The following is a 23,486-nucleotide window of genomic DNA, read 5'->3' on the forward strand; positions in this document are numbered from 1 at the left end:
ATCGGAAGAGTCGAATCATGAAAGAGAGACAATCCGATGAAAGGTGATAAAAAAGTTATTGAGCTACTGAATAAAATATTGGGTAATGAACTGGTGGCCATTAATCAATATTTTCTTCATGCCAAAATGTACAAGGATTGGGGATTAAAAAACCTTTATGAGCATGAATATCATGAATCAATTGGTGAAATGAAACATGCTGATGCTCTGACAGAACGAGTATTATTTTTAGAAGGGTTACCAAATCTGCAGGATCTAGGTGCTTTACGTATAGGTGAAAATACCCGGGAGATGCTGGAGGCCGATCTTTCATTAGAGCTGGATGCAATACCCGACCTGAAAGAAGGTATTCAATATTGCGAACAGATTGCAGACTATGTTACCCGTGATTTATTCAAAAATATTCTTGAAGCAGAGGAAGAACATGTCGATTGGTTGGAAACTCAGCTAGGCCTGATCGATAAAATGGGTATTGAAAACTACCACCAGGCCCAAATTGTTAAAGAAGCCGAATAATGTTTATTAAAAAGCCCTTTCAGTTTAACTGGAAGGGCTTTTTTGATTTCTATTAGTCTATCAACGCGTTTGTATACGTTATGATTAAGCCAAGAATTATGACGTTGAAATACATGAAAGCCCCATGACTTTGATAAATTGGGACATCTTATCCTCACTCCATATGAGTTTTCCCCTTATTAACCTGATGAGCAGTCTTTTCGCGAAACAAGCTTGCTTGGCAATTGAATCCCAATTTAATTTTGTTGTGAAAATACATCTGTCTGAGCAGAGAAAGGAAGCGATTTAAAAACTATGAATGGGGATGTACGTTATCAAATCATTCTGCAGGGTTAAAACAACAAAGCAGGCGATAATTTACGTTTACTGATTGCAAATAAAAAAAGCCCCATCAGAATGCCCGATGAGGCTTTAATATTCTGGATAAACCTGTTGATTGAAAAGGTTTAATGTTGGTACCGAGGGCGAGAATCGAACTCGCACTTCCGAAGAAACCGGATTTTGAATCCGGCGCGTCTACCAGTTCCGCCACCCCGGCAACAAGCCGAGTATTATAACGAGGGCTGCCCGATTATGAAAGCCCGTTTTAACGTTTTGATAAGTTTTTACTGGTGGTGAAAGATTTTAGCTAACGAAAAACACAAGAGCTCTGCTATGATCTCGCCATGCAACGTACCGACTTTCAATTTGAACTTCCGCCTGAATTAATCGCCCAGTATCCGTCCAAACACAGAACTGCCAGTCGACTGCTGAATCTTGATGGAAATAGTGGTGCGCTGATGGATCGTCAGTTCAGTGACTTTCTGGATTTACTCAAACCCAATGATCTACTGGTTTTCAATAATACCAAAGTTATCCCGGCCCGTTTATTGGGTGAGAAGGAAACTGGCGGTAAAATTGAGGTATTGGTAGAGCGGGTTCTGGATGATAAACGTGTTCTGGCACATATTCGCAGCAGCAAGTCTCCTGGTACGGGTCGAATTTTACTTCTGGAATCTGAGCTTCGTGTCGAGGTTCTGGGCCGTCATAATGCGTTATTTGAACTTAGGTTTGATATTGAAAGCGATGTCATTGAGGCGCTGGAACAATATGGACGATTACCGTTACCACCCTATATAGAGCGCGAAGTTGATAAAAGAGATCTGGAACGTTACCAAACCGTTTATGCCAAGCAAGTTGGTGCAGTAGCAGCACCGACAGCCGGATTGCACTTTGATAATGAGCTGATGCAACGTATCCGCGACAGCGGTGTAGATATGACTGAAGTCACATTGCATGTCGGAGCAGGAACCTTTCAGCCAGTGCGGGTTGAGGATATTCGTACGCATCAAATGCATTCCGAACGCATTGAAGTCAGTGAAACCGTTTGCGAAAAAGTTCGTCAAACCCGTGAAAAAGGTGGACGAGTTATTGCAATAGGCACTACCAGTGTCAGAGCATTGGAAAGCGCCTCACGTAGTGGCGAAATTGAGGCCTATTCAGGTGAAACAGATATCTTTATCTATCCGGGCTACCAGTTTCGTTCAGTAGATGCGATGGTCACTAACTTTCATTTGTCCGAATCGACTTTATTAATGTTGGTGTCGGCCTTTGCTGGACGAGACCATATAATGTCGGCCTATCAACACGCCATAAAGCAACGTTATCGTTTTTTTAGTTACGGTGACGCCATGTTTATTACCAGGAAAACTGCATGAAGCAGGGGCTATTTATCTTTCATAGCCATCACTGCTGGAGGCTATTTTCCCGTCCAACAAGGCAGAAATGATGCGATGCAGTCATCTACATAAGTCATTTCTAACGCAGGAGGGCGGGAAAATAGTCCGAGCCCTCCGGGTTGTGATTGAAACAACGCCACACGGTGTTGCTCGTCACTCATTTAGAATGGCTACAAAAATGTCAGGAACGTTTTTGAGCGTGAGTCCAGAAGGGGTGAGATACATGGATGTATCTCACAAACTTTATTCCTCGCGCCTTGCGTGCCATTGTTTCAATTCACAACAGAGATGGCTATGAATGATAAAAAGACCCTGGACAAAATCCGCTTTGTGCTGGTTGGCACTACACATCCAGGCAATATCGGTGCTTCAGCCCGGGCCATGAAAACCATGGGCTTATCAAACCTGCATCTGGTGGCGCCAAAAATATATCCCAGTGCCGAAGCCACAGCACGGGCTTCTGGAGCTGATGATGTGTTGGCCAAAGCAGTGGTGCATGACACCTTGCAGTCGGCATTGACCGGTTGTCAGCATGTGTTTGGTATGAGTGCTCGGCTCAGACACCTTGCAGTTCCGTTAATGAACCCGCGCGAAGCGGTTGCCTCGCTTGAAAAATATGATGATGATACCCATATTGCAATTGTATTCGGGCGGGAGCATTCAGGTTTATCAAATGACGAACTGGATCTATGTCATACCTTGATAAATATTCCGGCAAATCCAGAATATAGTTCATTAAATCTGGCTGCTGCGGTTCAGGTTATGGCCTATGAATTACGTATGAGTTTCAATCCGACCATTGAACGAGGTCGTGTGGGTGAAGAACGTGAGGCCATTAACGCCGAAGATCTGGTCCATTTATACGACCATTTCGAACGCAGTCTGACCACCATCGGCTTTTTAGATCCGAGCAATCCACGTAATTTAATGCGGCGGATTCGTCGTTTATTTAACCGTGCAGACCTTGACCGGAATGAAGTTCAGATTTTGCATGGCATTTTGCGTGCAGCAGAAACTAAAGCGAGGAGCTCAAAATGAACGATCAATTACATGTGACCCGCTGGCAGCGTTTTAAAGAAGATATCTACTGTGTATTTGACAGAGATCCTGCGGCCCGCAATGTGTTTGAGATCGTCACCACCTACCCGGGGGTGCATGCATTAACACTGCATCGATTCAGTCATTGGTTATGGAAAAAAGGCTGGATGTGGCTGGCTCGTTTTATGTCGACGATCGGTCGTTGGTTAACCGGAATTGAAATCCATCCGGGTGCCAAAATCGGTCGACGTTTCTTTATTGATCATGGTATGGGCGTGGTGATTGGTGAAACTGCCGAAATTGGGGATGATTGCACCCTTTATCATGGTGTCACGTTAGGCGGTACTTCCTGGAAAGGCGGCAAACGTCATCCGACATTAACCAATAATGTGGTGGTGGGTGCTGGTGCAAAAGTTTTAGGTCCGATTACTGTTTATGATGGGGCACGTATTGGTTCCAATGCGGTGGTGGTTAAGGATGTTGCAGCCAATGAAACCGTTGTTGGTATTCCGGGACGTGTAGTCAGAAGCCAGAAAAACCCTGACAAAAAAGCCCAGGAAAAGTTGGCACAATCCGTTGGCTTTGATGCTTACGGTACATCAACACAAACACCTGATCCGGTGGCATCTGCTATTCATGGACTGATTGAACATATTCATCTTATGGAAAAACGCATGGATGCTATGTGTCAGACAATTCACCGTCTGGGGGGGGAATTGCCAGATGTTTCGATGCCGGAACTGGAGGGTTGCGAGCTGGAGAAAGATACAGATTCAACTAAAGTTGACTAAAATAGTCGGGTATGAAAAACTAACTTAATAGTTTGTGATAGGAAATCAATATGCGCTTAACGACGAAAGGGCGCTATGCTGTGACGGCGATGCTCGATTTAAGTCTTAATTATAGTATTGGCGCGATTACGCTTGCTGATATTTCCGAGCGTCAGGGGATTTCACTTTCATACCTTGAACAATTGTTTGCCAAGTTGCGTAAACAAGGGTTAGTAAGTAGTTCTCGTGGCCCGGGAGGGGGATATCGGCTTAGCCGATCAGCTACCGAAATAACCGTATTGGATGTTATTTCTGCGGTAGATGAGAAAGTTGACAGCACACAATGTCAGGGCAAGCATAATTGTCATGCAGATGAGAAATGTGTCAGCCATGAATTATGGCAAAGCCTCAGCGATCAGATCCGTGTTTATCTTGCCGGTATTACCTTGCACCATGTTATTAGTGATTACCAGCGAAACCGCAACAATAATGAAAAAGTCATTAAATTTGATGCTTTTTAAGCTTTGCTACTAAGTCTTATGTCTTTTACTTACCTTGATCACAATGCCGGAACTGGGCTGGCCGAAGGTGTATTAGATGCGATGTTACCGTATCTTAAACAGCAGCAGGGTAATCCTTCAAGCAGTCATCGCTTTGGTCGTTATACGCATGCGGCGATAGACCATGCACGACAGCAAGTGGCAGATCTGGTAAACGTGCAAAGTGAACAAATTATTTTCACCAGTGGAGGCACGGAGTCTAATAATCAGGCCATTGCTGGCATTGCCCAATTGCACGATTCTGGACGAGTTTTAATTAGCAGTACCGAACACCCCGCGGTATTGGAACCTGCCAAACAACTACAAAAACTGGGTTTCGAGGTGTTATTTATCCCAGTGAATGCCGATGGTCAGATCACTGTCGAAATATTTGAAACTTTATTGACCGATGATACTCGCCTGGTTTCGGTGATGTGGGCAAATAATGAAACCGGCGTGGTGCAGAATATTGCCCAGCTAACCGAGCTGACCAGGCAACGCGATATTGTATTTCACTGCGATGCGGTGCAGGCAGCCGGCAAATTGGAAATTGATTTTCAGGCAGCTGGGATACAACTGATGAGTTTATCTGCCCATAAATTTGGTGGTCCAAAAGGCGTTGGTGCTCTGATTGTTGATAAAGAAATGGATTGGCCTGCATATGTTTTAGGTGGTGGTCAGGAACATGAAAAACGCAGTGGTACTGAAAACGTTGCAGCAATCGTCGGATTTGGTGCGGCAGCTGAAAAAGCCAAACAGCAATTAGCACAATATCAGCAACATTGTCGTGAATTAAGGGATTTTCTGGAAATACGTTTGTGCAAAATACCGGGTGTTACTGTGTTTGCACAGTCAACAGAACGTTTGCCAAATACGGTATTTTTTTCATTGCAAGGATTTGATTCCGACACTTTACTGATGTCATTGGATCGCAAGGGCTTTTCAGTTGCCAGTGGTTCGGCCTGTGGCACGGGCCGCCAAACACCGAGCCATGTGCTTAAGGCTATGGGAGTAGACGATATGACTGCATTAGGTGCTGTCCGGGTGAGTGTTTCATTGGAAAACACCATAGAACAAATTGAACAACTGGCGGTCATAATTGAAACAGAAGCCAGTCGTTTTAATCATTTAATGAACAGGTAATGAAATGACAACAATTACATTGACACAATCAGCAGTAAAGCGTGTTCGCGATATGGTCGCTAAGCATGACAATGGTATTGGTTTGCGTATTGGTGTGGTCAAAAGTGGCTGCTCTGGTTACAGCTATGCTCTTGATTATGCTGATACTGTCGCAGCCAATGATATGATTATTGAGCAGGATGATGTCAAAGTCGTGGTAGACAAAGATAACCTGCCATTGCTAGAGGGTATGATATTGGATTTTGTTAAGGAAGGGCTAAACCAAAGCTTTAAATTTATAAATCCAAATGTCACTTCTGAATGTGGCTGCGGAGAGAGCTTCAGCGTCACCAAATAAGCTGATCTTTATGTTTATTTTTAAATTGCCCGTTAAGGTTTTAACGGGCAGTTTTGTTTTATCTGGTCTATTAAACTGTGATTGAATCTTTTCCATGACTGAACTTAGCAATCTGCAATTTGACGCTCAACATTTATGGCATCCCTACAGTAGCGTACAAAGCCCACCTTTATTACACGAGGTGGTTTCGGCAAAAGGCGTATATTTATCCCTGGCTGATGGCCGAGAGATCATTGATGGTATGTCATCCTGGTGGTCAGCTATTCATGGTTATGGGCACCCACGACTGAATGCAGCCGCTAAAGATCAACTCGATAAAATGTCGCACGTAATGTTTGGTGGCTTGACCCATGATCCGGCGGTCAGCCTAGCACGACGTTTAATCGATATCACCGATGATGCACTGCAATATGTTTTTCTGGCAGATTCTGGCTCAGTGTCAGTTGAAGTCGCTATTAAAATGGCCATTCAATACTGGTTTGCACAAGGTAAAACCGAGAAACAGAAACTGCTGTCACTAAGAAGCGGCTATCACGGCGATACCTTCGGCGCGATGGCGGTTTGTGATCCGGTGAATGGCATGCATTCCCAGTTTGCCAAAGTACTTCCACAACATTTATTTGCTCCAGCTCCCACCTGTCGTGACGATGTTGAATGGCAGGACAGTGATATCGCAGAAATGCGTGCATTAATTGAGGATAACCATCAACAATTGGCGGCAGTGATTGTCGAGCCTTTGGTGCAGGGCGCTGGTGGAATGCGTTTTTATTGTCCACAATATCTGCGTGAGCTTCGGTCATTGTGTGACAAACATAACGTGTTGCTTATTTTTGATGAAATCGCCACTGGTTTTGGCCGAACCGGACATCTTTTTGCTTATGAAGCCGCAGATGTCGTGCCGGATATTTTATGTTTAGGCAAGGCGCTGACAGGGGGGTACATGACGTTGGCGGCCACCCTATGCCAAACCAGGGTGGCGCAAGGGATTTCAGCTGATGGACAGGGTGTGTTGATGCATGGCCCCACGTTTATGGGGAATCCGTTGGCTTGTCGCGTAGCGTGCGAGAGTATTGATGTATTGCTTGACTCAGACTGGCAACAAAAGGTTCGGGCAATTGAAGCCCAGCTGACATACGAATTGAATGAATTATCGACGCACTCTTTAGTCAAAAATGTTCGTATTAAAGGCGCGATAGGAGTAGTGGAGCTGAATCAGTCTTTAGATAGGTTTATGGAATGGTTGCCAGGGTTTATTGTTGACCAGGGTGTTTGGATAAGACCTTTTCGTACGATGATTTATATAATGCCGCCATACATCATTACGACTGAACAGTTGACTAAGCTCACGAAAGCGATAAAAGCTATCGTTAATAAGCTGGATCAATCAGTAAAATCCTGAGACCTATCAAGATTATCTCTGATAGTGTTTTGATATTTGCAGCGTAGTATCACTTTCACGTTATCCAGAAAAACGGATAGCGATAACCTTAAAAATAGGATGGAGGATTTAATCATGTGGACTAAACCAGAATATTCAGATATGCGTTTCGGTTTTGAAGTAACCATGTACATCTGCAACCGTTAATATCGGTTCAAACGTACTTTAAAAGCCTCTGAAGCTTAGCTTCAGGGGCTTTTTTCATTAAGACTGTATTGCAATCGCTTATTCCGATTATATTAATAGAATTAAGTTGTTTGACCGTTGCATCATCGAGCCATAGAATGACTATTGTCGCTTTTGACAATCAACAAGGAGTAGACCATGTCGACTTTGATTAATACAACCGTTAAACCATTTAAAACCACTGCATTTCACAAAGGCGAATTTATACCTGTTACGGATGCTGATCTGAAAGGCAAATGGTCAGTAATATTCTTTTATCCAGCAGATTTCACCTTTGTTTGCCCAACTGAACTGGGCGATCTGGCTGATCATTACGCCAAACTTCAAGAAATGGGTGTTGAAGTTTATTCAGTATCCACGGATACCCATTTCACACACAAAGCATGGCACGATGCTTCTGAAACCATCAAGAAAATCAACTTCCCAATGCTTGGTGATGCAACCGGTGCGATCAGTCGTAACTTTGAAGTCATGATTGAAGAAGAAGGTCTGGCGCTGCGTGGCACATTTGTTATCGACCCTGAAGGTGTGATCAAAGTGTGTGAAGTGCACGATCTGGGTATCGGCCGTAGTGCAAAAGAACTGGTACGTAAAATCCAGGCTGCTCAGTATGTTGCCTCACATGATGGCGAAGTATGCCCGGCTTCATGGCAGCCAGGTGAAGAAACCTTGTCACCATCTTTGGATCTGGTTGGCAAAATCTAAAGAAAATCTGAGACAAGTTTTCGTTTAATTTAACGACAACTTCTCATGAAATTCTTGATCCGTTGGATCAGTGTGTCCGGGCCGACCGGCCCGGACATCACCCAAATATTTTATAGAATTTTAGACAGGCAGGTGCCTTATGTTGGATGCTAATATTGCTGCACAATTAAAAACTTATCTGCAAAATCTGCAACGTCCGATTGAGATCATTGCGTCACTGGATGATGGCAAAAAATCTCTGGAAATGCGTGAGTTGCTAGTGGAAATTGCTGATATGTCAGATAAAGTCAGCTTTTCTGATGCCGATAACGATGCACGTAAACCTTCATTCCGTATTAAACAGCCTGAGGGGCAGGAGCAAATCCGTTTTGCCGGAATCCCAATGGGCCATGAGTTTACCTCCCTGGTTTTGGCATTACTGCACACAGGCGGGCATCCAATGAAGACCGAGCCTGAAGTGATTGAACAAATCAAACAGCTTGATGGCGAGTTTGTGTTCGAAACCTATATTTCCCTGTCATGTCAGAACTGCCCTGAAGTGGTACAGGCGCTTAATCTGATGGCGGTGTTGAATCCAAATATTCATCACACCATGATCGATGGTGCGTTGTATCCGGAAGAAGTCGAGGCACGTCAGATTATGGCCGTGCCGACTGTTTACTTGAATGGTGAGGTGTTCGGTCAGGGACGTATGAGCCTGACAGAAATTATCGGCAAACTGGACACCGGTGCCATTAAACGTGAAGCAGAAAAAATCAGTCAGCGTGCCCCCTATGATGTATTGATTATTGGTGGCGGACCGGCTGGTGCTTCTGCATCAATTTATGCATCACGCAAAGGTATTCGTACCGGTATTGTGGCTGAACGTTTTGGTGGGCAGGTGATGGATACCCTGGCGATTGAAAACTTTATTTCAGTCAAAGAGACCGAAGGGCCAAAACTGGTTGCTGCACTTGAAGAACACGTCAAAGAATATGAAGTAGACGTGATGAAGTTACAGCGCGCCAACAAATTAAGTCAGAAAGGCAAAATGCTTGAAGTGGAACTGGAAAGCGGTGCCACACTGACCAGTAAGTCAATCATCATTGCGACCGGTGCCCGCTGGCGTGAGCTGGGCGTGCAGGGTGAAGCAGAATACCGTGGTCACGGTGTTGCCTATTGCCCTCATTGTGATGGCCCTTTATTTAAAGGTAAACATGTTGCGGTAATTGGCGGCGGCAATTCCGGTGTCGAAGCCGCAATTGATCTGGCTGGTATTGTGGGATATGTGACCTTGCTGGAATATGCCGATCAACTGAAAGCCGATGCGGTATTGCAGAAAAAACTGCACAGTCTGAACAATGTAACGGTAATCATTGGTGCGCAAACCACTGAAATTACTGGCGATGGCAAGAAAGTGAACGGTCTGAATTATAAAGATCGTGCGACTGAGGAATCGCATCATGTTGAGCTGGCTGGTGTGTTTGTGCAGATTGGTTTGTTACCCAACACCGACTGGTTAAAAGACACGCTCACATTGAGCAAATATGGTGAGATTGAAATTGATTCTCACGGGGCAACCTCAATGCCGGGTGTCTTTGCTGCCGGTGATGTGACAACCATTCCATACAAGCAGATCATTATGGCAATGGGCGAAGGTGCCAGAGCGGCCCTGGGCGCTTTTGATTATCTTATCCGTAATGAATTTGATGATAAGGATAAAGATAAAGCAGCTTAACCCTGCTTTTCCGTTAATCAGAGTTCATTCCGCCTCGTCAATTAAGTCGCGCAGGTTTAACAGCTTCATGCGAATGGCGAGGCGGGTGAGTTCGATATCTGAATTTACATCCAGTTTGCGTTTAATAATGTAATGCGAATTTGAGACGGTTTTCGGACTGATATTCAGAATGTCAGCTATCTGTTGGTTATTTTTGGCTTCCAATAATAAACGCAAAATTTCAAACTCTCTGACCGTTAAATCATCCAGCCTCGTTTTGTCCTGACCCAGTTTTTCTACGGCCAATGCCTGAGCCACATCGGGACTGAGACTGAGTTTGTTTTCATAGACCTGATAAATTCCGTGTATCAATAAAGTCGGATCGCTGCTTTTGGTGACATAACCCAGCGCACCAGCTCGAATCGCCTGTAATGCAAAGCTGGGGTTCTGATGCATGCTAAACACCAGAATACGTGCTTGTCCATCATACTGTCGGATGCGTGAAATGGCTTCCAGACCACTTTGCCCGGGCATGGAAATATCCATAATGACCACATCAGGTTGGAAGGTTTTGTAATTCTGGTAGGCTTCGGCAGCATCACGGGCATCCGCTATTACGGTTAAATTGGGTTGTTTTTGTAATAACGAGCGGTACCCTTCACGCACAATGGCATGGTCATCGCCCAACAGAATTTGAATCGATTTTTCAGACATGGTGTTGCCCCGTTGTAGATACTGGTGGTGGACTAACCGGTAAATTGATTAGCAGTTTCAATCCGCCTTTGTTCTGGATATCCATGGTAATTTTACCGCCCAAAGCATTAACACGTTCCGATATTCCCAATAACCCCACGCCCATATGCTGATTGAAGCTGTCACGTTTGGCTTGACCATTATCCTCAACCTGCAGGGTTAATTGATTTTGATGAACATATTTCAATTTGATGTTGGCTTCACTGGCATCAGCATGTTTAGCAATATTGGTTAATGATTCCTGCACAATCCGATAGAGATTGACCGGTAAGGGTTCTGGTAAAGAATCAACTTCATCGTCTATCTGAAGATTAAATCGGGTTTCTCCACCCGTGCGCTGATTCCAGCTTTTTATCAGTTTTTCCAGACTTCTTGTCAATCCCAGCTCGTCGACATCAGCTGGACGTAAACGGGTTAATAATCCACGCAAAGCGGACATCATATGGGCTGTTATATGACTGATGCTTTCGGTTTCACTGATAATTGAAGGACAGTCCTTACGTGCTGTCTGACTGATAGAGGTCGTTAATGCATTAATACCGGCAAGACATTGGCCAAATTCATCATGTAGTTCTCGGCTGATAAAACGATGTTCTTCTTCCTGTGCATTGATCAATTTCAGTGCGAGTTGGCGGTTCTCACCCATAATCTGTTGCTGGGTGGAAGCCAGCGCATTAATCGCGTCACTGGTACGTCGCCATTCGCCTATATCGAAACTGGGTATACGGGTTTGCAACTCTCCTTGCCGCATTTTTTCCAGTCCACGAACGATAAGTTGTGCCGGGCGCAGCATCCGGTGAATGGTCATAAACACCAATAACGATACAGCCAGAATACTAACCGATAAAATACCGAACACCGCGCGCAGGTTACTCCAGGCACGGGCAATTTCAGTTTCCATATTCAGCGAAACGATAATATTGCCATAGGTGATGGCATTAAATGAAAACCAACGACTGGCTTCATAGTTTGGTTGAAAAAGCTGTTGATATAGCTCACCAAACCACTGTGGCCAACGGGTTTCATCATGCACGACTTCATTACACAAACTGCGGCGGCGGCTTTCCGTACGTGATAAAAACTGTACACACGAGCCAGGCACGCCATTCAGTTGCTGCAAAATATTGGAATCGGGGAAAGCAACCGAGTAATCATAACGGGAGAGCATTTTCAATAACTGCTGAGTCAGTTGTTTTTCAATACGCAAAGCAGTCAGATCGGCCTCCAGTTTGGCCTGCTGATCGGTTTGATAAAGCACATAACCCGCACTAACGACCAGACAGACAAAGCCTATCAGCATGATTCTAAAGAAAAGCTGTAGTCTGAGATTCATCATGTATCCATCTAAACAATAACTATAGTCTAGGCGCAGATATAGACTGTGCAAAGCTGAACTGCAGTTAACGGGATATTTGCCCGATGTCCATGGGCAAATATCTGATGTGTGAAACGGGCTTTCACTGTTTAATAAGCAGCATTCTGCAAGTAAAGCTGATACAGCTTTAATAGTCTATGGAGTATTTATTTCGAACTTGATGTTAGTTGGCTGGTTTCACATTTTGGTATTCAGTGATAAATTCCTGTGATAACAAGCCCTAGTCAACCGGTAAAATCATATCAAAACAGTAAATAACTGGGATTTTCCAGCATTTGCTGTCAGTCTACGGTTTTGCTCGCTTTGCAAAGATGCGTTAGATAAGCAGCCTTCATTTGAAAAATGATTTTTGAATAAGGCTTAAAATAAAAAAATTACCTATTTAAAGGGGAGAGAGAATGTCGGATAAGCAGCAATTAGCTACTGCTCGTGAACATGCATTGGCACTGGAAAAGGTTGTCAATAATGTGGTGATTGGTCAGCAGCAGGCGATTCGTTTGATCCTGATCGCACTGCATGCTCGCGGCCACGTATTGCTTGAAGGTGGCGTCGGGGTTGGGAAAACTACCTTGTTACGCGCTTTTTCCAAAGCATTGGGTGGTGCATTTGGCCGTATCGAAGGTAGTGTGGATTTAATGCCTAACGATCTGCTTTACAGTGCCTGGGTAAATGCTGATGGTAAACCGGTCATCGAACCTGGCCCGCTGATTGCCAAAGGTGAAGAAACAGCGGTGTTTTTCTTTAATGAAATCAACCGGGCACGTCCCCAAGTCCAATCACTGCTGCTTAGAGCGATGGCAGAACGTAGTGCTGAAGCATTTGGTAAAGAGTATCGTTTTCCACATATGATCGTTTTTGCGGATCGTAATGCGGTGGAAAAAGAGGAAACCTTTGAGCTGAGCGCTGCTGCAAGAGATCGCTTCTTATTTGAGATTAATATCAGTCGTCCACTTGAAGATGAACAGCGCCGTAAATTAATTTTTGATCCGGCGTTTCATGATGTGGATGAATTGCTGAGTTCAATTGGAGCTCCGCTGTTAAATTATCGCGATTTGAATGCTCTGGATCGAGATATTCAAAACAATATTTATGTTTCTCCGGAAATTGAAAATTATGTGGTTCGCCTGTGGGATGCCAGCTGGGAACCTCATAAACTCGGTATTACGTTGCCTGATGTTTATGTAGAAGATCTGGTGGTTGCCGGCGCCAGTGTTCGTGGTATGTCTGCAATGGTGCGTGCGGCCAAGGTTTGTGCCTGGCTTGAAGGACGGGATCATGTCCTGCCGGACGATATTCACTTTGTACTACTGCCATCACTGACCCATCGCATATTCCTGTCACCGGTTTATGATGGCCGTCGTGAACAGTTGATGCCGCAGTTTGTACAGGCGTTACGTGATCATATCGCTACGCCGTAAGCGGGCATCATTATGAAGCCTATTCAACCTCAGGAATTTAGCTACCGCTTTCCAGACAAGGTTTTCGGTCATGTGCCAGGCGCGCATAACGGAACCGCAATGGGAAGTGGCGACCGTTTTGCCGGTTTTGCCGATTTGTTTGATTATCCCGATCCACGGCGTCTGGATGTGCGTGCCAGTTTACGCACCAATATTGCTGATTCCGCTTTAGGCAATCAGGAACGCTGGCTAGTAAGACGTTATCAGCAACGCTCGTCTATTACCTTATGGTTACTTGCCGACTTAAGCCGATCAATGTCGGTTTCCAGTGTCAGTAATGAACGGGTGGCCAGGCTCGCACATATGATTGCTCACAGCTCTATTGGCTTTGGCGATCGATTTGCCATGGCTGGTTTTGATGCGGTATGGCGAAAAGATGTTTCCGTAATGCCAACAAGACAACGCAGTATGCCTGCTGTTGCAGCCGGAAAAATTATTCAGGCCACTGCACCTTCAGCACCTGGAGCTGCGGGTTTATTTGATGTGGCAGATTTAATTACCAGTCCTAAAGCCATGGTGTTTCTTGCGTCAGACTTTTGTTGTGATATTGATCTGGTTGATCGCACTTTACGTAAGTTGGCGCATTACACGGTGATACCTATTGTCTGGCAGCATGATGAAGTGGATCATCTGCCTTCACATGCCGGTTGGACCGAAACCCGGGATTCTGAGACCGGAAAACGACACAGCGTATGGATCCGTCCAGGTATCAAAAAACGTTGGCAGCAGCAATTGGATGAACATTTTGAGAAATTGACGGCCTGTTTTATGCGTTATCGGGTTAAGCCGCTTTTTGTCTCTGGAGAAGTCACCCCACAACAGTTGACCCAGTATTTCTCCGCCATGAAAAAATCATAGGAATGCACACAATGCGCCGTTGGATCTTCATTTTCAGTTTTATTTTCAGCAGTCAGCTCATGGCACAAGATGTGACTATTAAGATGGATCGTAGTTGGGGTCTGTTGATAGGTGACATCGTAAATGCCAGTATTGTCCTGCCGGTAAGTGTCAGTGATATTGATGCTGACAGTTTGCCGCAATTGAACAAACGTCATGGGCCATGGCTTAATCTGTTGCAGATTTCCAGTAACAGTAATGTACTTGAGCTGCAGTATCAGTTGGTGAATGTTCCTGCTGAAACACGTACATTACAGACTCCATCCTATACATTGAGAACCAATGCGGGTCAGTTGCTGAATATTCCACCAGCCGAGTTTTCTGCCGGATCATTTTTAAATGCAACAGATAAAAATGCGACAGAAATGACCTTGCGAAGGGATCAGCGTTTACTGCCTGCAGACTTTAGTACGTTAGAAAATCAACGGACTTATGCCATTGCCGTCGCTTTGATTACGGCACTTATCTGGCTCGTCTGGCATATCGGCTTGCGTCCTGGAAAACGTTTGCCGTTTGCTAAAGCAGTATTGTCGATGAATAAGTTACGCTGGTTTGGCCATAAAGATGTCGATGGTGCTACACGTGTTATGCATCATGCATTTAATGATAGTGCCGGTACCGTGGTGATTTACAGTCAGCTACAGCAATTGTGGGATGCTTGTCCGTGGTTAGCTGATTTACAGCCAGAAATAACCCGGTTTTACCAGCAGTCAGCATCACATTATTTCAGTCGCGATTCTCAGCAAAATGCAGATTTTGACAGTTTAATTAAACTGGCTCGTTCCTGCCGGGCGAGGGAGAAAATGGCATGATGCTGTTTGGTCTCGAATGGGCTTTTCCTTTTGTACTGTTGTTATTACCGATGGTGTTATTGCCATGGTTTAATAATAATCTGGATAAAACAGTGGCTTGGACAGCATTGGTGCCACATGATCCGTTATCCCGAACCATTAGCCTGACACTAAAAGTTTTATCTTCCGTGGTAATTGCTGCCTTATTATTAGCGGTTGCCAGCCCTGCCATTCCGGAACGTACGGTAGAACGATTTGGTGAGGGTGCCGAAATTGTTTTGCTGCTGGATCGCAGTCGCAGTATGGATGATGCGTTTGCTGTGACTACTCAGGCTGCCAATTATGCAGTTGGAGGCGATAATTCCAAGCGCCGTGTTGCCCGAACCTATTTGACTGAATTTGTTAAAAAACGACCGGATGATCGTTTCGGCTTTGTCTTTTTCAGCACCAACTCCATTAACCTCTTGCCATTGACCTATAGCAAGGAAGCAATTCTTGCCACCATTGAAGCGAATTCACTAGGCAAAGGTTTGTCTGATACCAATTTGGCTGATGCCCTGATGAATTCGGCATTAATGTTTGAGGACCAGCCCTACCGCGGTTCACGAATTGTTTTGCTGGTATCGGATGGTGGTCAGTTAATGACTGATGAAGCCATGGAATTAATCACCAAACGTTACAAGGAGATGAATCTGAGTATTTACTGGATATATCTCAAAGCCAGACAGGGCATGACACTGGAACCGTCGGAAAATGACAATATTCTTTATACCGATCTGCCCGAGCGGAAAGTTCATGAGTTTTTCAAAAGTATCGGTATTCCTTACCGGGCCTTTGAAGCGGGTTCGCTAGAAGAGTTTGCAGCGGCGATGGATGAAATTGACGAGCAGCAATACCAGACATTGATTGTGGAAGAGCTGGTGCCACATGAACCCAAGTCTGACTGGTTTTTATGGTTAGCGTTGCTCGCCATGTTGCCATTGGCAAGTTCACATCTATACAGTTACTGGGGAGTTCGAAAAGCGCATGAGTAACACATTAAAATTATTACGCTGGGTGTTACTGTCGATTTTTGTTATCAGCATTGTTGTAATGTTGTTTTCAAATTGGCAGCTATGGCAGCAAAAACGAATTGAAGCCTTTGTTATTGCACCTGAACAATATAAAACAATTCCGGATCATCCTCGGGCACATTTTGCTCAAGGTCACTATCTGGTCGAACACGACGAGAATGATGCAGCTTTAGAACAATACACGTTGGTTCTTGGCAGCCAGCAAGCAGAATGGTTACCGGCTGCCTATTTCAATCGCGGTAACATCAATTTGCGTGAAGCGATGGCAATGGATGGCGATGATCCGCAGATGATTCCACTGGTTGAATTAGCTAAACAGGATTATCGCAGTGCATTGAAGCAACAGCCGGAGTTCTGGGATGCTCGTTTCAATCTTGAAGTGGCACTACGCTTAGTTCCCGAAGATCCTGAAGCAGAGACTAATTTAAAAAAGCAGGAAATTTATAGCGAACGCAGTATCGAAACCAAGGCATTCAAGGTTGATTTGCCATGAGCTTGAGTTATCCAAAACGGATATTTTTGACCGCATTGGTCATGTTAATCAGTTTGTTAATGATAATGGCGGCGCTGTGGTTACCAGAGGTGGATCGTGAAATAGAGGTGATGGACAGTTTGTTTGTCATTGATATAACGGACAGTATGAATGTGGAAGATGCACGATTTGGTAAGCAAACCATTAATCGATTGGAGTGGGCCAAGGAGTATACCCGACAGTCAATTTTGAGTATGCCGTGTGGTTCTCATGCTGGCTTGGCGATTTTTAGTGAAGCGCGCAGTCTGATTCTGATGACGCCGGTCGAAGTTTGTACCAATTATCATGATCTGATGCAGATGCTGTCGCAGTTTCATCCAACAATGGCGTGGGCCCGCTCCAGTGAAGTGTCTAAAGCTCTGTATACATCGATTCGTCAGGCCAAAGAAATTACACCACAGCCAACAGTGGTTTTTTTAACCGATGGTCATGAGGCCCCCCCAGTTCATGAAAAACTTTTCCCCAAGTTCACTGATACACCTGGTGAAGTACCAGGGGTAATCGTCGGTATTGGTGGAAGCGATTTAGTGCCTATTCCTAAAACGAATGAGTTTGGTGAAATAGAAGGGTATTGGGAAATAAATGAGGTCATGCATAAAGATGTCTATGCCTCAAGTCGTGGAGATGCGGCTGAATTAAATAATAACCGTCCACGCACAGAACATTTATCGTCGCAGAAGAAATCTCATATGGAAACAGTTGCCAGACGAATTGGATTTGAATTTATCTCCTCGCCTAAATCTCCACAGCATCTGATCAAAGAAATGCAGAAAATTTCTGATAGTCGCCAGCAACCAGTGAAATATGATTTATTTGTCTGGCTGGCAACCATTGCTTTGATTTTATTGGTGTTAGTCTTTTTACCCTACAATCTGTTCGCGAACCAACATGATTAAGCTGTTTCTTACACCTCATCTGAAGTGGAATAAAACTTCAATTCTGAAATTTATGTAACGCGCAGAACGTTCAATTAAAGCATGAACCGGATTAGCTTTATTTATCGATATGGCTGAGTCGAAATGCCAGATGCAAACTTGCTCTGACAAGGGATGACTGAGAAATAGTTACCTGTTTTTTTCAAATGCCAACAGATTCCATATCAGGCCTTTGCTGCTGGTTCGCTTGATGGATTAGCAGCAAAGAAAAATAGTGTTTAACAGCTATACAGTCGATATTTGCTCGAATGCAACATGTCTCAGAAATTGCTGGCTGACAATTATCTTTGGACAGCAATGGTGGGTTTGTTGCTGCTGACCGCATCACAGATATACACTTGGTTTGGTGTTACGTGTGCTTATCGTTCGACACGCCACTGATGTTTATTGCAAAGCGGGCTGAAATTTAATCTAACCATGGCAAATCATTTTCTCGATATTTCTCTGTCTCAACAACGTTGCCAGCTAAAACGGGATGACGAGGTGCTGTTTTCTGCATCTGTTTCAACGGCTTTAAATGGGCCCGGTGAACAGGAAGATTCAGGATGCACTCCCAGGGGCTGGCATATCATCAGAGCATGTATAGGCGATGGCCAACCGGTTAATACCGTGTTTCGTGGCAGACGGCCCACCGGTGAAATTTTTTCACCACAGCTGGCGAAACAGTTTCCCGATAAAGACTGGATTTTAACGCGCATACTCTGGTTAAGCGGACTGGAACTTGGCAGGAATCGATTGGGAAATGTTGATACAATGCGCCGCTATATTTACATACATGGCACACCGGATAGTGAGCCAATGGGCATCGCTGAATCCCACGGTTGTATCCGCATGCATAATCAGGATTTGCTGACGTTGTTTGAACTGGTCAACCCCGGTTTGAAAGTCTGCATTCACGAATAAGGTAATTACATGACATTAGGCCCGTTGATGGTGGATCTGATCGGCGTAACGATCAGTGAGAAAGAAAAAGAAATTCTTCAACATCCATTGGTTGGTGGTGTCATCCTGTTTAGCCGTAATTATGATTCTCCAGAACAAATTGCTGCACTGACTTCTGAAATCCATGCAATACGTCAACCACATCTCATCATTGCTGTGGATCATGAAGGTGGACGGGTTCAACGTTTTCGTGAAGGTTTCAGCCGTCTTCCACCTGTTGGCACGCTGGGACAGCATTACATGCAACATCCCCAACAGTCTCTTAAACAAGCTGAAGTAACCGGTTGGTTAATGGCGGCAGAGCTACGTGCTGTGGGAGTGGATTTCAGTTTTGCACCGGTTCTGGATCTGGATTACGGCATCAGTGAAGTGATTGGTGATCGTGCATTTCATCGGGATCCCCAAGCGGTCACCAAACTGGCTGCTGCTTATATCAGCGGCATGAAACAGGCTTACATGGCAGCTGTTGGTAAACATTTTCCCGGTCATGGGGCAGTGGAAGTCGACTCGCATTCAGGTCTGCCGATCGATAAACGCCATCTGGAAGATATGTGGCAGGCCGATATGCTGCCGTTTCGGCAACTTTGCTCACAAACCTTGGCGGGCATCATGCCGGCACATATTGTTTATGAAAAATGCGATAGTTTGCCGGCTGGCTTTTCACCCTATTGGATCCAGGAAATTCTGCGTAAGCGTATGGGCTTCCAGGGTGCAGTCATCAGTGATGATCTGAGTATGGCAGGTGCTGCCATTGTGGGCGATAGTACTGCTCGTGCAGAAGCTGCTTTAGCAGCGGGTTGTGACTTGTTGCTGCTTTGCAATAACCCCTCAGAAGTTGAAAGTGTATTGGATAACCTCAAATGTGATGCCGATCCGCTAAGACATATGCGTCTGGTGCGACTGCATGGCCGACACCCGATTGACCGCGAAACGCTAATGGCCAGCGAGCAATGGAAACAGGCCGTTTATACCGTTGCCAACTATGCACCTGATACTGATCGGCAACTGGATCTTGCCTGATATTTTTTCGGTTGATTCTCCATACACCGCCAGTCGGCAGTGTTATCATTTTGCTTTGAATTAAATAACTGTCTAATGACCTCGCAATTCGTACACCTGCATTTACACACTGATTATTCTCTGGTTGACGGACTGGTCCGTATCAAACCGCTGGTCAAGGCAGCGGCTGCCTCCGGCATGCCTGCAATTGCCATTACCGATCAACATAACCTGTTTGCTGCCGTCAAACTTTACAGCGCAGCAATGCAAGCCGGGGTTAAACCGATTCTGGGCGCCGATATCCGGTTACGAGATAGTAACGACAGTAAAAAAAGCCTGCGGATGGTGTTGCTGTGCAGCACGATGGAGGGCTACCACAACCTGTCACGATTGATTTCCAAAGCCTATACCGAAGGGCAGCATCTGGGCGTGCCCATGCTGGAACCCGAATGGCTGGATGGGCAAACCGACGGATTGATTTGTTTAAGTGGCGGGCGTGAGGGTTTATTAGGCCGTGACCTGTTGGGCAATCGACAAGCAGAAGCAGAGGAACTCGCAAGACATTGGATGCAATTGTTTCCGAATCGTTTTTATCTGGAGCTGGTGCGTACTGGCCGTGATGATGAAGAACGTTATATTCAACAGGCATTACAACTGGCCAGTGAACTCGATCTGCCAGTGGTTGCCACCAACGATGTGCGGTTTTTAACACCAGATCAATTTGAAGCCCATGAAGCCAAGGTCTGCATTAATGAAGGCCGGTTGCTCGATGATCCGCGTCGCCCAAGAATGTACTCCGAACAGCAATATCTGCGTAGCCCGGAAGAAATGGTGCGTCTGTTTGCCGATATTCCGGAAGCCATCACCAACACGGTCGAAATCGCCAAACGCTGTAATGTTGAATTAACACTGGGCGAACATTATTTGCCGGATTTCCCGGTGCCAGCAGGCATGACACTGGCAGAGTTTTTCTCCAAAGAATCGTTTGAGGGCTTGGCTGAACGGCTGCCAGTATTATTTCCTGATGAGACTGAGCGAGAACAAAAACGTGCTGAATATGAGTCGCGATTGCAGATTGAACTCGACGTTATCAATGAAATGGGCTTTCCCGGCTACTTTTTAATCGTTGCCGACTTTATCCGCTGGGCCAAAAATAATGGGGTTCCGGTTGGTCCGGGACGGGGCTCCGGTGCCGGGTCATTGGTCGCCTATGCGCTGAAAATTACCGATATTGATCCGCTGCAGTACGACTTGCTGTTTGAACGATTCCTGAATCCGGAACGGGTATCTTTACCTGACTTTGATGTCGACTTTTGCATGGATGGCCGGGATCGCGTTATCGATTATGTGTCTCGGCATTATGGCCGGGATCACGTTTCGCAGATTATTACCTTCGGTACCATGGCGGCCAAGGCGGTATTACGCGATGTAGGCCGTGTTTTAGGTCATCCCTATGGCTTTGTTGATCAGCTGGCCAAACTGGTGCCATTTGAACTGAAAATGACGCTGAGCAAAGCCCTGGAACAGGAGCCGCAGCTTAAAGAGCGTTATGACAGGGAAGAAGAAGTTCGTAACCTAATCGATTTGGCCTTGCAGCTGGAAGGTCTGACCCGGAACGTCGGTAAACATGCCGGTGGTGTGGTTATCGCACCAAAAAAACTGACTGATTACACACCATTATATTGTGAACAGAATGGCGCCGGGCTGGTGTCGCAATATGATAAAGACGACGTTGAAAGTGTCGGTCTGGTCAAATTCGACTTTTTAGGTCTGAAAACCCTGACCGTTATCGATTGGGCGGTTAAAAATGTTAAAGCGATGTTGCCAGCTGACGAAGCGGACAAGATTAATATCGCCATTCTGCCACTGGATGACAAGCCCAGTTACGACTTATTAAAACGTTGTGAAACCACTGCGGTATTCCAGTTGGAATCGCGAGGTATGAAAGAACTTATCAAGCGACTGCAACCGGATAATTTTGAAGATATTATCGCTTTAGTGGCGTTGTTCCGTCCCGGTCCATTGCAATCGGGCATGGTCGATGACTTTGTTAATCGAAAACATGGCCGTGCCAAAGTCGATTACCCGCATCCTGATCTCGAACCTGTGCTGAAACCCACCTATGGTGTCATCGTCTATCAGGAACAGGTAATGCAGATTGCCCAGGTTCTGGCGGGCTATAGTCTGGGTGAAGCTGATATGCTGCGCCGGGCGATGGGTAAGAAAAAGCCCGAGGAAATGGCCAAGCAACGACAGATTTTCCTGGAAGGTGCTAAAAATCGAGGCATTGAGGAAAACACTGCAGGACCCATTTTCGATTTAATGGAAAAGTTTGCTGAGTACGGTTTTAACAAATCGCATTCAGCTGCCTATGCGTTAGTTGCCTATCAGACTGCATGGCTGAAAGCCCATTATCCAGCAGCCTTTATGGCGGCAGTATTATCAGCGGATATGGACAATACCGATAAAGTTGTCGGCCTGATTGATGAATGTCGGGATATGAATCTGACGGTATTACTGCCGGATGTTAATTTCAGCAAAATCCAGTTTACCGTAGAAAATGAAACCACTATCCGTTATGGCATGGGCGCCATCAAAGGCGTAGGTGAATCAGCCCTGGCCGGTATCGTTTCAGAACGCGAGCAGGGTGAAGCATTTACCTCATTATTTGATTTTTGCCGGCGAGTAGAGCTGAAAAAAATTAACCGCCGGGTGATGGAGTCGCTGGTTAAAGCCGGCGCATTTGATTCACTTGGTGGACATCGTGCCAGTCTGGAATCCAGCCTCAGCCGGGCGATGCAGATTGCAGAGCAGCATCGGCGTGATGCCGCCAGTGGGCAGAATGATTTGTTTGGCCTGGCAGAACCATCCCATGCTGATCAACCGCAAACCGATTTGCTGGAAGATGTGCCTGAATGGCAGGAAGAACAGTTATTACGTGCTGAAAAGGAAACCCTGGGGTTATATTTAAGCGGGCATCCGATCGATCGCTATGCTGCCGAGCTGGCCCAATTTATTCCAAAAAAAATCAGTGAACTGGATGCGCCTGAATCCAAAGGCTATCAACGAAATGAAATTCCATTACTGACTGCGGGTTTGATCGTGGCAATTCGTACGATGAAATCCAAAAATGGCAGCCGTATGGCGTTTATTACGCTGGATGATCAAACAGCCCGCCTTGAAGTGCGGGTTTTTGGCGATGTCTATGAGCAATATCAAAGTGTTATACAGCCGGATAAATTGGTGGTGATTCAAGGCAAGATTGGTCAGGATAATTTCAGCGGTGGTCTCGCTGGCACGGCAGAGTCGGTTTATGATTTACAGAAAGCCCGTGAATTATTTGGTAAGTCAGTGCAATTGACGGTGAAGCAGCAAGGTGAGGACGCACAATGGATCTCGCAGATGCAAGCCGTGATGTCCCCCTTTTGTGGTGGTGTTATCCCAGTGGAACTCAAGTACCTTAATCGGGATGCTGAAGTAGTGATCCGACTGGGGCACGACTGGCAAATCACCCCATCGGATACCCTGTTGAAAGAGTTGGCGGATTTACCAATTAGTGAAACTGTGACGGTGCGCTATTAAGCAACTTAATCCGCTTTGTTGGCTGATGTCAATCGTGTACGATTAATGCAACTCAAACGTTTAC

Annotated in this window: 22 protein-coding genes and 1 tRNA gene; 20 read left to right on the plus strand and 3 right to left on the minus strand. The window is 45.4% G+C overall.

Features of this window, described 5'->3' with window-relative positions:
* Positions 1-36 precede the first annotated feature (36 nt).
* On the plus strand, positions 37-516 hold the full coding sequence (gene bfr / locus Q7A_RS07280; protein WP_014706694.1) for a bacterioferritin: 480 nt from the start codon (positions 37-39) through the stop codon (positions 514-516).
* Positions 517-969: 453 nt separating this feature from the next.
* Here bfr and Q7A_RS07285 read toward each other — a convergent pair.
* Positions 970-1,054, minus strand: a tRNA-Leu gene (locus tag Q7A_RS07285).
* A 127-nt stretch (positions 1,055-1,181) separates the two neighbouring features.
* On the opposite strand from Q7A_RS07285, the gene queA reads away from it, so the two are divergent.
* The 10 genes from queA to ahpF all read left to right on the plus strand — a co-directional run bounded on the left by queA (position 1,182) and on the right by ahpF (position 10,107).
* Positions 1,182-2,213 (plus strand): tRNA preQ1(34) S-adenosylmethionine ribosyltransferase-isomerase QueA, encoded by a 1,032-nt coding sequence (queA, locus tag Q7A_RS07290; protein ID WP_014706695.1) that lies wholly within the window; start codon positions 1,182-1,184, stop codon positions 2,211-2,213.
* Between the two features lie 315 nt (positions 2,214-2,528).
* Positions 2,529-3,272: an RNA methyltransferase gene (locus tag Q7A_RS07295; RefSeq protein WP_014706696.1), complete on the plus strand. Its 744-nt coding sequence runs from the start codon at positions 2,529-2,531 to the stop codon at positions 3,270-3,272.
* On the plus strand, positions 3,269-4,063 hold the full coding sequence (gene cysE, locus Q7A_RS07300) for a serine O-acetyltransferase (RefSeq protein ID WP_014706697.1): 795 nt from the start codon (positions 3,269-3,271) through the stop codon (positions 4,061-4,063). Before Q7A_RS07295 ends, cysE begins: the two co-directional genes overlap by 4 nt.
* A gap of 50 nt (positions 4,064-4,113) precedes the next feature.
* A complete protein-coding gene (locus tag Q7A_RS07305) occupies positions 4,114-4,563 on the plus strand; it encodes an Rrf2 family transcriptional regulator (RefSeq protein ID WP_014706698.1) in 450 nt (149 codons plus the stop codon).
* An 18-nt stretch (positions 4,564-4,581) separates the two neighbouring features.
* Positions 4,582-5,724, plus strand: coding sequence for a cysteine desulfurase family protein (locus Q7A_RS07310; protein WP_014706699.1), 1,143 nt, complete (start codon positions 4,582-4,584; stop codon positions 5,722-5,724).
* Positions 5,725-5,728: 4 nt separating this feature from the next.
* The gene (locus tag Q7A_RS07315) at positions 5,729-6,061 is read left to right on the plus strand and encodes a HesB/IscA family protein (protein ID WP_014706700.1); all 333 of its coding nucleotides are present in this window, start codon (positions 5,729-5,731) and stop codon (positions 6,059-6,061) included.
* A 94-nt stretch (positions 6,062-6,155) separates the two neighbouring features.
* Positions 6,156-7,460, plus strand: coding sequence for an adenosylmethionine--8-amino-7-oxononanoate transaminase (bioA, locus tag Q7A_RS07320; RefSeq protein ID WP_014706701.1), 1,305 nt, complete (start codon positions 6,156-6,158; stop codon positions 7,458-7,460).
* Positions 7,461-7,574: 114 nt separating this feature from the next.
* Entirely contained in the window at positions 7,575-7,646 is a 72-nt protein-coding gene (pqqA, locus tag Q7A_RS07325) for a pyrroloquinoline quinone precursor peptide PqqA (protein ID WP_081443609.1), read from the plus strand.
* A gap of 177 nt (positions 7,647-7,823) precedes the next feature.
* The gene (ahpC, locus tag Q7A_RS07330; RefSeq protein ID WP_014706702.1) at positions 7,824-8,390 is read left to right on the plus strand and encodes an alkyl hydroperoxide reductase subunit C; all 567 of its coding nucleotides are present in this window, start codon (positions 7,824-7,826) and stop codon (positions 8,388-8,390) included.
* Positions 8,391-8,529: 139 nt separating this feature from the next.
* The gene (ahpF, locus tag Q7A_RS07335) at positions 8,530-10,107 is read left to right on the plus strand and encodes an alkyl hydroperoxide reductase subunit F (RefSeq protein ID WP_014706703.1); all 1,578 of its coding nucleotides are present in this window, start codon (positions 8,530-8,532) and stop codon (positions 10,105-10,107) included.
* Between the two features lie 24 nt (positions 10,108-10,131).
* On the opposite strand, the gene Q7A_RS07340 is transcribed toward ahpF, so the two are convergent.
* Entirely contained in the window at positions 10,132-10,800 is a 669-nt protein-coding gene (locus Q7A_RS07340) for a response regulator (RefSeq protein WP_014706704.1), read from the minus strand.
* Positions 10,793-12,175, minus strand: coding sequence for a sensor histidine kinase (locus tag Q7A_RS07345; RefSeq protein WP_238595962.1), 1,383 nt, complete (start codon positions 12,173-12,175; stop codon positions 10,793-10,795). The genes Q7A_RS07340 and Q7A_RS07345 overlap by 8 nt, the downstream gene beginning before the upstream one ends.
* Before the next feature lie 437 nt (positions 12,176-12,612).
* Between Q7A_RS07345 and Q7A_RS07350 the strand changes: the two genes are divergently transcribed.
* From Q7A_RS07350 to dnaE, 9 genes are all read left to right on the plus strand, one after another.
* Positions 12,613-13,632 carry an AAA family ATPase gene (locus tag Q7A_RS07350; RefSeq protein WP_014706706.1) on the plus strand — a complete coding sequence of 340 codons (1,020 nt, stop codon included), beginning with the start codon at positions 12,613-12,615 and terminating at the stop codon, positions 13,630-13,632.
* Positions 13,633-13,644: 12 nt separating this feature from the next.
* On the plus strand, positions 13,645-14,529 hold the full coding sequence (locus tag Q7A_RS07355; RefSeq protein ID WP_014706707.1) for a DUF58 domain-containing protein: 885 nt from the start codon (positions 13,645-13,647) through the stop codon (positions 14,527-14,529).
* 59 nt (positions 14,530-14,588) lie between these two features.
* A complete protein-coding gene (locus Q7A_RS07360; protein WP_151903903.1) occupies positions 14,589-15,380 on the plus strand; it encodes a hypothetical protein in 792 nt (263 codons plus the stop codon).
* Complete coding sequence (locus Q7A_RS07365) at positions 15,377-16,393, plus strand: VWA domain-containing protein (protein WP_014706709.1); 1,017 nt, start codon at positions 15,377-15,379, stop codon at positions 16,391-16,393. The genes Q7A_RS07360 and Q7A_RS07365 overlap by 4 nt, the downstream gene beginning before the upstream one ends.
* The gene (locus tag Q7A_RS07370) at positions 16,386-16,925 is read left to right on the plus strand and encodes a tetratricopeptide repeat protein (protein WP_014706710.1); all 540 of its coding nucleotides are present in this window, start codon (positions 16,386-16,388) and stop codon (positions 16,923-16,925) included. Before Q7A_RS07365 ends, Q7A_RS07370 begins: the two co-directional genes overlap by 8 nt.
* Entirely contained in the window at positions 16,922-17,860 is a 939-nt protein-coding gene (locus Q7A_RS07375) for a VWA domain-containing protein (RefSeq protein WP_014706711.1), read from the plus strand. Before Q7A_RS07370 ends, Q7A_RS07375 begins: the two co-directional genes overlap by 4 nt.
* 456 nt (positions 17,861-18,316) lie before the next feature.
* A complete protein-coding gene (locus Q7A_RS07380) occupies positions 18,317-18,802 on the plus strand; it encodes a L,D-transpeptidase (RefSeq protein ID WP_014706713.1) in 486 nt (161 codons plus the stop codon).
* Between the two features lie 9 nt (positions 18,803-18,811).
* Positions 18,812-19,861, plus strand: a complete 1,050-nt coding sequence (gene nagZ, locus Q7A_RS07385; protein ID WP_014706714.1) for a beta-N-acetylhexosaminidase — start codon at positions 18,812-18,814, stop codon at positions 19,859-19,861.
* Positions 19,862-19,936: 75 nt separating this feature from the next.
* On the plus strand, positions 19,937-23,422 hold the full coding sequence (gene dnaE / locus Q7A_RS07390) for a DNA polymerase III subunit alpha (protein ID WP_014706715.1): 3,486 nt from the start codon (positions 19,937-19,939) through the stop codon (positions 23,420-23,422).
* Positions 23,423-23,486: the final 64 nt, after the last annotated feature.

This window comes from Methylophaga nitratireducenticrescens, assembly GCF_000260985.4.
Taxonomy (GTDB): domain Bacteria; phylum Pseudomonadota; class Gammaproteobacteria; order Nitrosococcales; family Methylophagaceae; genus Methylophaga; species Methylophaga nitratireducenticrescens.

Bases quoted from the DNA above. Each gene is read 5' to 3' on its own strand.
- bfr (WP_014706694.1), top strand. From the start codon at position 37: ATGAAAGGTGATAAAAAAGTTATTGAGCTACTGAATAAAATATTGGGT.
- queA (WP_014706695.1), top strand. From the start codon at position 1,182: ATGCAACGTACCGACTTTCAATTTGAACTTCCGCCTGAATTAATCGCC.
- Q7A_RS07295 (WP_014706696.1), top strand. From the start codon at position 2,529: ATGAATGATAAAAAGACCCTGGACAAAATCCGCTTTGTGCTGGTTGGC.
- cysE (WP_014706697.1), top strand. From the start codon at position 3,269: ATGAACGATCAATTACATGTGACCCGCTGGCAGCGTTTTAAAGAAGAT.
- Q7A_RS07305 (WP_014706698.1), top strand. From the start codon at position 4,114: ATGCGCTTAACGACGAAAGGGCGCTATGCTGTGACGGCGATGCTCGAT.
- Q7A_RS07310 (WP_014706699.1), top strand. From the start codon at position 4,582: ATGTCTTTTACTTACCTTGATCACAATGCCGGAACTGGGCTGGCCGAA.
- Q7A_RS07315 (WP_014706700.1), top strand. From the start codon at position 5,729: ATGACAACAATTACATTGACACAATCAGCAGTAAAGCGTGTTCGCGAT.
- bioA (WP_014706701.1), top strand. From the start codon at position 6,156: ATGACTGAACTTAGCAATCTGCAATTTGACGCTCAACATTTATGGCAT.
- ahpC (WP_014706702.1), top strand. From the start codon at position 7,824: ATGTCGACTTTGATTAATACAACCGTTAAACCATTTAAAACCACTGCA.
- ahpF (WP_014706703.1), top strand. From the start codon at position 8,530: ATGTTGGATGCTAATATTGCTGCACAATTAAAAACTTATCTGCAAAAT.
- Q7A_RS07340 (WP_014706704.1), bottom strand. From the start codon at position 10,800: ATGTCTGAAAAATCGATTCAAATTCTGTTGGGCGATGACCATGCCATT.
- Q7A_RS07345 (WP_238595962.1), bottom strand. From the start codon at position 12,175: ATGATGAATCTCAGACTACAGCTTTTCTTTAGAATCATGCTGATAGGC.
- Q7A_RS07350 (WP_014706706.1), top strand. From the start codon at position 12,613: ATGTCGGATAAGCAGCAATTAGCTACTGCTCGTGAACATGCATTGGCA.
- Q7A_RS07355 (WP_014706707.1), top strand. From the start codon at position 13,645: ATGAAGCCTATTCAACCTCAGGAATTTAGCTACCGCTTTCCAGACAAG.
- Q7A_RS07360 (WP_151903903.1), top strand. From the start codon at position 14,589: ATGGCACAAGATGTGACTATTAAGATGGATCGTAGTTGGGGTCTGTTG.
- Q7A_RS07365 (WP_014706709.1), top strand. From the start codon at position 15,377: ATGATGCTGTTTGGTCTCGAATGGGCTTTTCCTTTTGTACTGTTGTTA.
- Q7A_RS07370 (WP_014706710.1), top strand. From the start codon at position 16,386: ATGAGTAACACATTAAAATTATTACGCTGGGTGTTACTGTCGATTTTT.
- Q7A_RS07375 (WP_014706711.1), top strand. From the start codon at position 16,922: ATGAGCTTGAGTTATCCAAAACGGATATTTTTGACCGCATTGGTCATG.
- Q7A_RS07380 (WP_014706713.1), top strand. From the start codon at position 18,317: ATGGCAAATCATTTTCTCGATATTTCTCTGTCTCAACAACGTTGCCAG.
- nagZ (WP_014706714.1), top strand. From the start codon at position 18,812: ATGACATTAGGCCCGTTGATGGTGGATCTGATCGGCGTAACGATCAGT.
- dnaE (WP_014706715.1), top strand. From the start codon at position 19,937: ATGACCTCGCAATTCGTACACCTGCATTTACACACTGATTATTCTCTG.